Origin of the sequence: Pedobacter sp. JCM 36344, from assembly GCF_046546555.1 — a bacterium.
Taxonomy (GTDB): domain Bacteria; phylum Bacteroidota; class Bacteroidia; order Sphingobacteriales; family Sphingobacteriaceae; genus Pedobacter.
This window is the reverse complement of record NZ_JBKHKK010000009.1, coordinates 1-12869: the sequence shown is the minus strand read 5'-3', so window position 1 is coordinate 12869 and position 12869 is coordinate 1. Positions and strand designations below refer to the sequence as shown.

14 protein-coding genes are annotated in these 12869 nt (G+C 40.9%); 3 read left to right on the top strand and 11 right to left on the bottom strand.

The features are described from left to right. Positions 1-11: 11 nt before the first annotated feature. The gene (locus ACHFIZ_RS10070) at positions 12-989 is read right to left on the bottom strand and encodes an App1 family protein (RefSeq protein WP_410885395.1); all 978 of its coding nucleotides are present in this window, start codon (positions 987-989) and stop codon (positions 12-14) included. Between the two features lie 53 nt (positions 990-1042). Here ACHFIZ_RS10070 and ACHFIZ_RS10065 point away from each other — a divergent pair, with 53 nt between their 5' ends. Continuing rightward, positions 1043-1933, top strand: a complete 891-nt coding sequence (locus ACHFIZ_RS10065) for a diacylglycerol/lipid kinase family protein (protein WP_410885393.1) — start codon at positions 1043-1045, stop codon at positions 1931-1933. Between the two features lie 12 nt (positions 1934-1945). On the opposite strand, the gene ACHFIZ_RS10060 is transcribed toward ACHFIZ_RS10065, so the two are convergent. The 9 genes from ACHFIZ_RS10060 to ACHFIZ_RS10020 all read right to left on the bottom strand — a co-directional run bounded on the left by ACHFIZ_RS10060 (position 1946) and on the right by ACHFIZ_RS10020 (position 8830). Continuing rightward, a complete protein-coding gene (locus ACHFIZ_RS10060) occupies positions 1946-2590 on the bottom strand; it encodes an energy transducer TonB (RefSeq protein WP_410885391.1) in 645 nt (214 codons plus the stop codon). A gap of 17 nt (positions 2591-2607) precedes the next feature. Then, the gene (locus ACHFIZ_RS10055) at positions 2608-3279 is read right to left on the bottom strand and encodes a peptidoglycan DD-metalloendopeptidase family protein (protein ID WP_410885389.1); all 672 of its coding nucleotides are present in this window, start codon (positions 3277-3279) and stop codon (positions 2608-2610) included. Further along, on the bottom strand, positions 3280-3669 hold the full coding sequence (gene rbfA, locus ACHFIZ_RS10050) for a 30S ribosome-binding factor RbfA (RefSeq protein WP_410885387.1): 390 nt from the start codon (positions 3667-3669) through the stop codon (positions 3280-3282). Between the two features lie 20 nt (positions 3670-3689). Beyond that, the gene (gene hflX / locus ACHFIZ_RS10045) at positions 3690-4880 is read right to left on the bottom strand and encodes a GTPase HflX (protein ID WP_410885385.1); all 1191 of its coding nucleotides are present in this window, start codon (positions 4878-4880) and stop codon (positions 3690-3692) included. A 22-nt stretch (positions 4881-4902) separates the two neighbouring features. Further along, complete coding sequence (trpC, locus tag ACHFIZ_RS10040; RefSeq protein WP_410885383.1) at positions 4903-5694, bottom strand: indole-3-glycerol phosphate synthase TrpC; 792 nt, start codon at positions 5692-5694, stop codon at positions 4903-4905. Between the two features lie 2 nt (positions 5695-5696). Continuing rightward, positions 5697-6269, bottom strand: coding sequence for an anthranilate synthase component II (locus ACHFIZ_RS10035; RefSeq protein WP_410885738.1), 573 nt, complete (start codon positions 6267-6269; stop codon positions 5697-5699). A gap of 26 nt (positions 6270-6295) precedes the next feature. Continuing rightward, complete coding sequence (locus tag ACHFIZ_RS10030; protein WP_410885381.1) at positions 6296-7699, bottom strand: anthranilate synthase component I family protein; 1404 nt, start codon at positions 7697-7699, stop codon at positions 6296-6298. Positions 7700-7940: 241 nt separating this feature from the next. After that, positions 7941-8387, bottom strand: coding sequence for a cytochrome B (locus ACHFIZ_RS10025; protein ID WP_410885379.1), 447 nt, complete (start codon positions 8385-8387; stop codon positions 7941-7943). 38 nt (positions 8388-8425) lie between these two features. Then, the gene (locus ACHFIZ_RS10020) at positions 8426-8830 is read right to left on the bottom strand and encodes a Dabb family protein (RefSeq protein WP_410885377.1); all 405 of its coding nucleotides are present in this window, start codon (positions 8828-8830) and stop codon (positions 8426-8428) included. 93 nt (positions 8831-8923) lie between these two features. Between ACHFIZ_RS10020 and ACHFIZ_RS10015 the strand changes: the two genes are divergently transcribed. After that, positions 8924-9340 (top strand): hypothetical protein, encoded by a 417-nt coding sequence (locus ACHFIZ_RS10015; RefSeq protein ID WP_410885375.1) that lies wholly within the window; start codon positions 8924-8926, stop codon positions 9338-9340. Between the two features lie 68 nt (positions 9341-9408). Then, positions 9409-9999 (top strand): GNAT family N-acetyltransferase, encoded by a 591-nt coding sequence (locus ACHFIZ_RS10010; RefSeq protein ID WP_410885373.1) that lies wholly within the window; start codon positions 9409-9411, stop codon positions 9997-9999. Between the two features lie 35 nt (positions 10000-10034). Here the strand turns inward: ACHFIZ_RS10010 and ACHFIZ_RS10005 are convergent, their stop codons facing one another. Further along, positions 10035-12671 (bottom strand): zinc-dependent metalloprotease, encoded by a 2637-nt coding sequence (locus ACHFIZ_RS10005; protein ID WP_410885371.1) that lies wholly within the window; start codon positions 12669-12671, stop codon positions 10035-10037. Positions 12672-12869: the final 198 nt, after the last annotated feature.

Here is a 12869-nt window from a genome sequence, read left to right as displayed (position 1 = left end):
CAATATGATGATTATTCTACAATTAGTCCAATACTTCTGGAATGTAACATTGCCTCTTCACTGCTGTTAAAAAAGCAAGTGCTCACATTTTGTGCAGTTATTCTGGCTAAAAGTGCCTTCGTTTCCTTCTCTCGATCTTTACGAACGTTTCGGATATAAACGGCCTCGATATTCTTGGGGTACTTTTCAACGATTGCCGTATAGATAGCAGGATCCTTTTGTGAATTGTCACCGAAGAAGACAAACTTCTGATTTGGAAAAACATCCAGTATCCTCATCACCCGAATCAGCTTACCCTCATGCCCTGTTTTTCCAGTTTTAACCAAATCTTTCCATCGCTTGATTTGATTCAGCAGAAAGGCACCTTCTGGGAGCTTATAGAACCTAAATGTCTCCAAAAGATAATCGTATAAGTTCCATTCACTGCTAGATACATAAAAGAAAGGATTGGGTTGATTAATCTCTGTATGTGCTAACGAGAGCGCTGTGTAGTGCTGATGAAGGTCTTTGAAGGTCTTGCGGGTCCGAGGATTTTTAATAAGCAACTCCCGTAGCCGCTTACGAATGGTTGCGGAATGTGATACCATGATGGTATCGTCAATATCAGATATAAACGCATACTGCGTAATGTGGGGCACGAAGATCTTTCCTATTCCTACCGCGATCTCCTGTTCCTGCTCATCAAGCGCAACGATCTGAACGGTATGCCAGCCTGCCTTTACCTCTTCCAGCGCCTTCCATTCAAACTTAAAGAAGCCATCATATTCGGTCTTATGGTAAACCTCCTGACCGTTAAACGTTAGCTTGACTTTGACAAAAGGATAAGGCTTAACAACAAACAACTTTAAAAGATGCAAAATATTAACAAAGGAACTGTCACTGAATTTTTGCGTAGTTTTCGCCTTAAATCTAAATACATGGCCGTAAACTACCATATCGTTCGTATGACCGTACCCATGATATACTTTAACGCTTGCAGATTTATTCATTACAAAATAAAACAGAGTAAGGGGTTACTTGTTTGTCTACTTACAATATACCTATGAAAACGCAAAGTGCAAGACAGAAAATTCTATTTATTATTAACCCCGGTTCGGGTGGTCATCAACCAGACATTAAAGAAATAATTAGTGGTTATTTTAAAGGTTCCGAACATATTGCAGAACTTTATAGCATCCCCAAAAAATGCAATATTGGAAAGCTTAAGTCCACGATTGAAATGGCAAAGGCAGATAAAGTAATTGCTGTTGGTGGTGATGGAACGCTAAAATTAGTTGCAGAATGTCTTTTGGGCACTCAAACGCCTATCGGAATTATACCAGCAGGATCGGCCAATGGCATGGCCAAAGAGCTTGGCATCCCATTGGCTCCTCAGGAAGCCCTTGACAATTGCGTAAATGGTAGTGTAAAAGGGATTCATGCGGTTACAGTAAATAACGAGCTGTGCATTCATTTGGCAGATATCGGTTTCAATGCCTATTTGGTTAAAAAATTTGAGGGTCTTCAGCATCGCGGAATGTGGGGCTACGCAAAAGCCGCTTGGCAGGCGCTTTGGAGCCACCACAAGTTGGCTGTTGAATTCAAGATTAACGATAAAACGATATGCTGTGAGGCAGCCATGGTGGTGATAGCAAATGCAACAATGTATGGTACGGGGGTGAAAATCAATCCAAATGGCAAATTGGATGACGACGTATTTGAACTAGTACTGGTAAAAACATATTCAGTCATGGAGATCTTAAAGCTTAAGTTTACTCACATGAAATTAAATCCTGAGAACATCGAAACCTTCCAGGCAACCAAATTGTCGATAAAGACCAAGCATAAAGCTCATTTTCAAGTTGATGGGGAGTCAATGGGTAAAGTAAACCGCGTTCAGGCATCGATAATTCAGAAAGCGATAAATGTAATAGTTCCAGCGTCATCTGAATAACTTAACATCCTCCTACTTACAATACTTTTCCAACATCTCATCCGCTAATTTAGAACCCATATTCTTCACAAACTTGAAGTCCTCACAAGCACCCTGGTTATCCTTTTGTTTTAACTTTTTCTTACCATCATCAAACCGCCGTTGCAGGTCAACGTCATCGATACCCAATGTGGATTTTAATTCCAATGCCTTTGCTTCCGTTATTCCCGGCACCCCACCCTGTTCTAAAATCCGGTAATAATTCAAAACAGTATTCGTAAGATCTGTTGTCGACTTATAAGCGTCAATCGCCGCCTTCAGCTCCTGCGAACTTCTCCCGGAACAGTCACTCAATGAAAAGTTGATTGGAACAATGATCGCAAGTGCAGTGTCATGGTCTCCCGGTACAATCCACCGGCCACTGCTCATCCTGATCAATCTTAATGCCTCATCATCAAGGTCAGTCCCAATACCCTTACGTACCTCTGAATAATATACAACTCCTTTCCGATCTAGCTTAAAAGCAACATTAACGACACCTTGGATACAATTCGCAAGTGAATACCTTGGATATACTTTATTATTTTGCACAAAAGACGCCAACCCCCCTTTTATCGAAGGCTGTGCTTTAAGCTGAGATCCGATAATAACCAGAAAAAACAAAATAAATCTGCGCATACATAAACCTACGCATTTTAAAACGATGTGGTTTTAAAAGTATTGCTTAGAATAAAATCCGGATTTGGAGAGTTCGCAAGGTATTGGTCACGCATTGAATACTGACAAACACCCGGGTAATCACCTTTAAGCCCCCGCATGTCTTTAATTACCTGAAAATGAAGATGAGGCGGCCAGTGCCCATTCTCTTCTCTTTTCCCAAACTCTGCAAATCGAACTCCCCTTGTGACACTCAATCCTTCTTCTAAACCCAATATAGAAGATAGACTTAAATGACCATATAATACATAAAGATTACCACCTTCTAGACTATGCTCCAGTATAATTGTCGCACCGTAGTCACCAAAGCTATCATTGAAGTTGAAACTGTGAACAACCGCATCAGAAAAAGAATAGACAGATGTTCCTTCCGGAGCCCAGATGTCAGTTCCCAAATGCAACCGACGTGGTTCTTTCAGATTATCGAAGTGCACGCTTCGTGAATAAATAGTTCTATGCTCATTATATCCGCCGATCCCGTACCTACAATCACTTTCTCTCAGGGTTTTCTCAACCCAGTCTGAAAAAAGACCAGTGTCTGATAACATCACATCCGTCAGTTCCAGATTAGCAGAAGTAAAGTCAAAAGGGTAGAGCCGATCACCAAGTTCAAAATCGACAACCTTACCTATCCCAACTACATTACTCACTTAATCAGCCTCTTCCTGGGTCTGCTCGTCAGTCTCTTTACGCTCCCTCGAGATTTTGTCAAAGATCTTATCCATGTGCTCAACATATTGATTGGTATCATCGAGAAAGAAGGTGAGTGTAGGTACAACTCTTGCCTGATGACGAATCCGCGCACCTAATTTATATCTGATCTCTCCTGCATGAGAGTTTACCTCAGCAACGGAAAGGTTGGTGTTGTTAGTGTTAAGAAAGCTTAAATATACCTTAGCCACAGCTAAATCCGGAGAAACACGGACCTTTGTGATGGTTACTAATGTATTTGGTAAATATGAAGAGCCCTCACGCTGAAATATTGTTGCCAATTCTTCTTGTAGCACTCCGGCAAATTTCTGTTGACGTTTACTTTCCATAGTTTTTTTCTTGATGAAGACTAGTATAACAGTTTATCATAAGGATAACGCTCGGTATGACGCGCCAATACTTTATCATACAACAGCTGTTTAAATTCCTCTAAATTCTCTTTGTGCAGCGCAGATATAAACAGCGCAGGCGCATTGTTTAAAGCCATCCAACTTTTTTTAAAATCATCCAATGTCAGCACAGTTTGCTCTCCATCTTCATTCGTGTGCTCTGGATTCATGTAGGCATCAATCTTATTGAAGACCATGATTGTAGGTTTATCCCTTGCACCCAAATCTTTTAAGGTCTCATTCACCACATGGATCTGATCTTCAAAATGCGAATGCGAAACATCAACCACATGGATTAAAATGTCTGCCTCCCTAACCTCATCCAGAGTAGATTTAAAGCATTCAACGAGATGATGTGGCAATTTACGGATAAACCCTACTGTGTCTGAAAGCAAAAACGGCAGGTTTTCAATCACTACCTTTCTAACTGTGGTGTCAAGGGTAGCAAACAACTTATTTTCAGCGAAAACCTCAGACTTCGACAACATGTTCATGATAGTGGATTTGCCAACATTAGTGTAACCAACTAAAGCTATCCTAATCAGTTGAACGCGGTTTTTACGTTGGGTCTCATTCTGCTGATCAATCAGTTTCAGCCTCCCTTTTAATAACGAAATCTTCTCTAAGATCATCCTTCTATCACTCTCAATTTGAGTTTCGCCTGGCCCCCTCATACCAATACCACCTTTTTGTCGCTCTAAGTGAGTCCAAAGTCTGGTTAATCTCGGCAATAAGTACTGGAGCTGCGCAAGTTCCACTTGCGTTCTAGCCTGCGCGGTCTGTGCCCGTCCGGCAAAAATATCTAAGATCAAATTGCTTCGATCAAGCACCTTAACCTCCAGCTCTCTTTCAATATTTCTTAATTGTGACGGTGACAACTCATCGTCAAACACTACCATGTCAATTTCTTCAGACTTTACATAAGCCTGTATCTCTTCTAATTTACCGCTACCTACGAAGGTTCCGCGGTCTGGTTTCAACATTTTCTGAGTAAACTCATGCTCCACCACTCCGCCAGCTGTATCTACCAAAAAAGTAAGCTCATCAAGATACTCTCTGGTCTCCTCTGCCTTTTCTCCAGGCCTGATTACTCCAACAAGTACTGCTCGCTCTTGCTTGAGCGCCGTATCGTAAGTTTTCTGTTTTCCCATGTAAAGTACAAAGATACAAAAGTTATACCGAGATCAGTTCACTGACAAAGTCGCGCATTGCCGCCCCAGGGTCATCTGTTTTCATGAAATTTTCTCCGATGAGGAAACCATTGAATCCAACTTCCTTCAAATCCCTGATGGTGGCGGTGGCATTAATTGCACTCTCGGAAATCTTCATGAAATCATTCGGAATCTCATCTACCAGGTCAAAGGAAGTCTGAATATTCACTGTAAAGTCTGCAAGATTCCTATTGTTTACCCCAATCGCATCTAAATCAGGACAAATACTTCTCAATAGCTCTTCTCTGTTATGAACTTCCAGCAGCACATTTAGCCTAAGTGATTTAGCAACGGCAGATAAATGTTTGATTTCTGAGGGAGTCAGGATCGCGGCAATGAGCAATACAACATCCGCCCCCCAAGCTTTCGCTTCTAACAATTGGTATTCGTCAATCATAAAGTCCTTTCTAAGCAAAGGAATATCGTTCGCGGCTCTGGCCTCAAGTAAATCCTGCGGCCGACCGCCAAAGAAATCTGAGTCGGTAAGCACAGATAATGCGGATGCCCCCGCCGCAGCATAGGCGCTCGTCACATCTCCAACAGTCGACGCTCCGTTTATCAATCCTTTAGAAGGCGACTTCCGCTTAAATTCCGCAATGATACCTGTCCGTTCTGGTGACAGCAAAAAATCTTTAAAAGAATAAGTCTTGCGATTAAAATGCGCAGCCCTTTCCAGCTCTGTGATCGGCACTTGCTGTTTTGCATGAGCTACCTCCACTTTTTTTCGAAGTACAATCTGATCTAAAATATTCATAACTAAGCCTCCAACCAGTTTTTCATCATTTGCTTACCGTGTTCTGTAAGCACGCTTTCCGGGTGGAATTGAACACCACGCACATCCAACTCTTTGTGCCTCAATGCCATGATCTCGTTCGTTTCATCCGTTGCTGTAATTTTTAAACAATCAGGTAGTCCATAATTGTTAACTACCCATGAATGGTAACGTCCTACGTTAATCACTGATGGACAATCCTTAAACAAAACTTCCTGTTCATCCAACACCGTAATAGGTGTAGCAATTCCGTGCATTGGCCTACCCAAATTAAGCAGGCTTCCACCAAAAGCTTCAGCAATTGCCTGTTGGCCAAGGCAAACACCAAAAATACTCTTTGTAGGTGCATATGCTTTGATCACATCAAGCAGCAATCCCGCCTCTTGCGGAATTCCCGGGCCCGGAGAGAGTAAAATCTGATCATACTGGTCAACGTCGGCAAGCTCAAATTTATCATTACGCCATACTTCTACATCTCTGCCTAGTTCATTTACCAAATGCACAAGGTTATAAGTGAACGAATCGTAATTATCTATAACCAATACTTTCTTTTGCATCTCTATATTCTTTTCCATGGATACTTTTAAATGTGCGCTGCCATCTCAACAGCTTTTCTTAGTGCAGCGATCTTATTATTTACTTCGTGTAACTCATTCTCAGGGACCGAATCTGCCACGATACCTGCACCCGCCCTGTAATGAAGCTCGTTGTTCTTGCTCATAAAAGTCCTGATCATTATGCAATGGTTGAACTCATCATTAAAACCCATATATCCCAAAGCTCCAGCATAAAAGTTTCTTCCTAATCCTTCATATTCATCAATCAGCTGCATGGCGCGATATTTTGGAGCACCACTTAATGTACCTGCAGGATAGGTATCCGCAACAATTTTGAATGCCGGTACATCTGCCAGGAGATTCCCGCTAACCTTTGAAACCAAATGGATAAGATGAGAGTAGTACTGAACTTCCTTAAATGCTTTCACCTCCACCTTATTGCAATGTCTGCTTAAATCGTTACGTGCCAGATCCACGAGCATCACGTGCTCTGCACTTTCTTTTGGATCCTGCTCCAACTTTCTCGCCTGTTCCGCATCTTCCTCGTCATTTCCTGTTCGCTTAAATGTACCTGCAATTGGAAAGATATTAGCGACCTTATTCTTTATAGTGATTTGTGCCTCCGGTGATGACCCGAATAGCTTAAAACTTCCATAATCAAAATAAAACAAGTATGGAGAAGGGTTGATCGACCTTAAACAACGATAAACATTAAACTCATCTCCTAAAAACCGTTGTTTGAATGCTCTTGAAGGCACAATTTGAAATACGTCTCCCCTCAAAATGTGCTTCTTCATCTTGTCAACGATGTCCATAAAATTCTGGTCAGTCAGATTTGAAGACTCTTCACCCTCAGTTTTGAAGCTATATTCCGGGAAATTTTTGTTCTGAATGATGTATTCAATCTTCTCCAGATCTTCCGTCTCATCGTCATTAAAGGTATTCTTGAATAGCGTAATTTCATTGCGAAAGTGATCGATAGCGATGATATACCTGTAAAGATGGTACTGCATGGTTGGTATTTCTTCACTTTTAGGCACCTCTGCTGAAAATTTAATATCTTCAAAATGCTGAACAGCGTTCCATGTAAAGTAGCCAAACAATCCGCTTGAGATGTAGCGTTTTTCTGCAATCTCCGAAGGGGAAAAAGAAGCTTTGAACGTCTCTATCTCTTCTGTAAGTACAAACAATGTTTTCTCTTCCTTTTTTCCATCCGGAAAATAAGAAGAAAGCAGACCATCCTGAAGGACAATTCCCGCAACTGGCTGAGCACAAACATAACTTACAGAATTCTCCCGACTGTGGTAATCTGAACTCTCAAGCAAAATGGTGTTGGGAAACACGTCCCTAAGCCTCAAATAGATACTTACGGGTGTAGTAGTATCAGCCAGCCTCTTCTTGTAACTTGTTTTAATCTTATAATTGCCCATAAAGGTATTTACTTCAATGTTTTAAAATCTTGTTTCCCGAAATCAAATTAAAAGCAAAAACCCGACGTAGGTCTACGTCGGGTTTTCAATGTGGTTGATTTAGGTTGATAAACTATAAGGTACACAAGGATACGACGTAATTCTTTTCAGAATTATCACGCCATTGCCAAGTATTTGTATCGTTGATCATGCACAGCAAAAATATAAATAAAAGTTACAAAGCGAAATTAAATTATAAATATTATGAAATGCCAAACAATGAGCGTGTTGGATCAGCCTTAACCATTGCAAATACGGCAACCGTAATCAATATCAAGGCAAGTCCAAAATACAATGCAATATTTTTGTGTCTAACGGCCCCTGAATCGGCGGTCTTTTTCGAACGCGCATTTCCATAAGTAATTAATATTATCGCCAAAACCATCATAGCGATGTGTTCCATTTTCCAATAACGCCCAACGGCAACACTACTATCTGCTTTATACCAATCATTCATGAAGTAAAGAAGTAGCCCGAAAACGAGTTGGATATGCGCCGAGATTAGGGTAAATACATTCAACTTTCTATCACCTTCTGTATATTCCTTTTTACCTGCAGCACCTGCAATCGCTTTAACAACAGCCACCAACAATAAAATGACTACTAAATAACGCCAGCCGGAATGCGCACTTTTTAAAATTTCGTACATAAATATTTTTCTTTCAAACTTAGCAATTATGTTTCTTTTTAAGCGTCAATAGCATCATATACCAAAACTTTTTCCCAGAGGGAGCTGCAGTTCTTGATAAACTCCAAGTGCAGCGGGTGATCCTGGTAAATAGCCTGACCCTTTACATCACTAAAAAAAAGCAGCTCAGAAACACTCCAGCTGTTGTCCACAACATCTCTTTTCTCCGTTGATGCAACCACTCCCACATGAATATCTTTCACTGTTTCAATTTTTTTCAAGGCTTTAATACCCGCGACTAGTTTATCTTTATCTGCTTTTGATTCCGGATTCTTTAACCAGAAAAATACATGATGTACTACAGGATACTTTCTTTCCATAGTTGATATAGGCATTGCGGATGCGGCAACTGTACCCGCAACCAATGCGGCGGCTGTTCCAATAAATTTTCTTCTATTATTCATAATATGATTACTATCTATAAAGATAATATATTCTTTAGTCGGTCTGTAGCATTTTTCTAAAAAATAACGTCTTAGTAGATAAATCAAAACCACATGAAAAAAGTATCCATTCTTCTTGTAATCACTGCATTTATCTTGTCATGTGATAAAGCAGCAACCTCTGATTGCGCTGACATAGCCTGCGACCTTAGTTTAAAATATTTAACTGTAACTTTTATCAATAAAGATAGCTTGGGTGTGCCGGTGAGTGGCTATAGCGCCATCAACCAGCGAACCAAAGACACGGTGTATACTTCTCTAAGCGCAAGTGCAAACACAACACCCGGAACATTTATCGTGCTTGACGATAGTTACAGGACAAAGCTATCCAGAGGAGGAGACAACATCAAAGTTACGGGTACTTACGATGCTATCAAGCAGACCAAATCCACAATCCTTAAGGTCGCAAATCCGCTTTGCGGCTGTCACTTCGAAAAAATTTCTGGTGAACAAACAGTAAAATTCGACTAAGTAAAGGTCGCATTTCACAAAGGAGGGTCGGAAAATTATTCCTATGAATTAATCACTATTTTAGCTTCATGGATTTTACTAAAAATTACATTTTAGAAGATGACCGAGTCCTGTTGAGGCCACTTACCTATGAAGATTATGAGTTGCTGAGTCCTTACGCATTAACGGATCCAGACACGTGGAGGTACTCAGTAAACGAGCTGGTTGGCAAGAAAGGCATGCGTGAGTACGTTAATGATGCCCTGAAACAAAGAAAAAGTGAGTCCAGCTACCCCTTTATCGTATATGACAAAATCACCGGGGAGTATGTTGGTAGCACCCGATTCTACGACATACAAATAACCCATAGAACGACCCAATTAGGCTATACTTGGTACGCTAAGGGGTCCCGTGGAAGGGGAATCAACAAGCACTGTAAATATTTATTGCTTCAATTCGCTTTCGAAACTTTGAGCCTCGATCGGGTGGAGTTTCGGGCCGACCTTCGCAATGAAGTCAGTATTGCTGCAATGAAAAGCATTGGATGTAAGGTAGAAGGAATTTTGAGAAAGAGTCTGATCCTTTCTAATGGACATAGCAGAGATTCAATTATACTAAGTATTTTAAAGCCAGAATGGGAATCTGAAGTTAAGGCTTTACTTGAAAAAAGACTATTATAAAAGAGGTTCCCGCCTTCGCCGGAACCTCAATAAAATTATCTATTAACCGATAGTGCCTTATCTATTGTAAATACTAAAGCTGCTCTGTGTGCTTTAGTTTGCTCATCATTACTTACTGCAGTTCCCAACTGCTGCTTCACCTTTATCAAGGTAGATAACGCTGCAGCTTTACTTGCATTGTCGTATCCCCCAGCAGATGCAACGATCGCCGCCGAAGCTTTTATAAACTCCGTCTGTAGATTTTGGCGGAATAAATTAACATTACCTTTTAGGTCTGCCGCAAAGATGTCATCAGAAAGATCCTTCATTACACTAGCAACAGAATAGGTATTGCCGTAAAGCCCACTATTGTTAATTCTGCTCAAAGTACTCGGATGCAACAATTGTGCAAGTGTACTCAACTGCAATGATAAATAAGTGCTTTGCGGCTTGATATCCTCGTTATTTCCAGAAAACCCGAAACCTCTTCTTTGAATTTGAAGGTAAGGGAACAGATCCTTATCTGCTTCAAATGCGTTTGGAGCGAATACATATGTATTCAATAACGAAAGTGCTTTTTTCTGATACGCTTCCGGAACAGGAGTAAATGGCGCTGTTGATGTTTTTTGTCCTACAAAACTTCTATCTACGTACACGCCACCAACAAAACGGCTCAATGCTGCAGCCATACTTGCACGTTGGCCATTCAATTGCTGATAACGTGACCTAAGTTCCTGATAACTCTGGTTAGGCCGACTAAACCTCGCTTTGAGTTTTGGAATCATCGTATTGATCAGTTTGAATCTATCTTCTCCGTAGACCACCATATCGTTAGTTTGATCGTTGACATTCACTCTTGGGTCAATTCCACCGCCAGGGCTTCTCATGTCATCGGCATCATTGCCAAATGCCAATTGAGGATTTGTACTACGGCTAAGAATCTTATTTAGACCTGACTCTTCTTCAGCCTCCGTAAAAGGAGTATATCCATACTCAATAGCCCAAAGATCATACGGACCCGCCTTTGTAGTATAATAATCACCTTGCTTACTTCTATCGCTGCTCACATTTATCGCTGGGTAATCCATTACCGAACCTTGCAAACCTATTTTACGAGTTAGTTTTACATCGTTCATCTGAGCAGGACTCAACATCTGACTGGCTTTCATATTATGATTCAACCCCAAGGTATGTCCCATCTCATGCATGATCAGATAATAAAGAAACTGTTTATGCATTTCTTTAACTGTCTCTGTTCGTAAAGCCTCTGGAGCATCTGCGTCTAGTACCTCTATAGCTGCGAGACCGGTCTGATACTGTAAGCTCAACTCCTGAGCTATTGCGCAATTGGCCATATGATTATTGTCCCTATGGTTATTGCCCTGCTGTGTCTGCGCCGCAGCGGCTATAGGATTTTCCCATGGCAGTGAAATCGAAGCAGCCTGACCACCATTGTATAGGTCGTCCTGTACAGCTGTACCTGCTCCCGATTTCCACTCTACTGTAATGTCTGCGCCTAAGATCTGCCCAGTCCTAGGATTGAAGAAGCTGGGGCCGATCGCGCCATAAGATGGATAAGCCGACGATACCCACCTGATTACATTATAGTCGATGTCTGAAGGGTCCCATTTTGCATCATCTGGCATTTGTTTCATCACTACCGCATTCTTAAAGCCTGCTTTCTCAAATGCTTCATTCCATTTCTCGCCAGCCTCTTTAATAATCGGGCGGTATTCCAAAGGCGTTGTATTCTCAATCCAAAACACAATTGGCTCTACTGGATCGCTTAATTTAGTAGTAGGGTCTTTTTTCTTAAGATTCCATCTACTGATAAAATCCTTATATGGAGTAGGCGAAAGCGAAGTAAGGTTATCTACCTCTGCCCCAAAAAATCCTACCCTCGGATCGTCTCTGCGCGGGCGGAAATCATTCTTTGGCATATCAAGAAAGGAATGCTGCATTTTTACACGTACATAGCGTGCATCAGTAATGTCTTTACCTCCTCCATTAAAAGGCATTGGATTATCGTACGCAAGATCTACAACCACATCTGTGTTACTCGCGAACGATTTTACATTCTGGTATTTCGACTTAGAAGCATTCAAGTTCCCAAGGTTGAACATCGCGCCAGGAGGCGTTCCTGGAGGCATTGTAGGCTTTACCGGATCTAGTTTGTCAGACATATAAAGTCCGTCAACTGATACTAAATAACCACCTTCGTCACTAGCACTATACTTATCGGCAAAGAATACCGCGTCAGAAACATCTACATTAGACGCCTTGCTAACCGGATTAGATTTGTCATAATAAAAGTTTGTGTTCTCTTGCAAAAACTCTATTTTATCATTTGCTTTGGCAATATGAAACAACATAGTGCTTCTAATCATATTTTGATTAAGGAACAATGTTGTTGGTCCACCCATTGAAAAACTCTGGTAGATATAATCCTTATCTAGCTGACTTTTCTTCACATACATCTGCAAGCTACCTGTAAGCGTATCCTGATAAAGAGTAAATAGGCCATCGATCTTCTTGCTGGACTTAATTTTATCTGTTATACTGGCTTTATCTGGCGGCGCGATTACTTTCTTAACGGAATCGACTGTCTTCTCCAGTGCCTTTTTCTTATCCTGGGCCGAAGCACTACATGCCAGAAGTACCGCCGCAGAGAGTAATAAAGTAAACTTTTTCATGAACAATAATTTTTAGCAAAATAATAATTTTAAGGATAAAAATAATAGGATTTATACGTTTAAAGATGAAATAGTTATTCGTATCCCAAGTGACCACAAACATTAATTATAAATCCAACAAATACGAACAATCCTACCGTGATTGGATGCAAAGGCAGGATGAGAATGATCATCAGAAGTACCGCACCTTATTGCTTC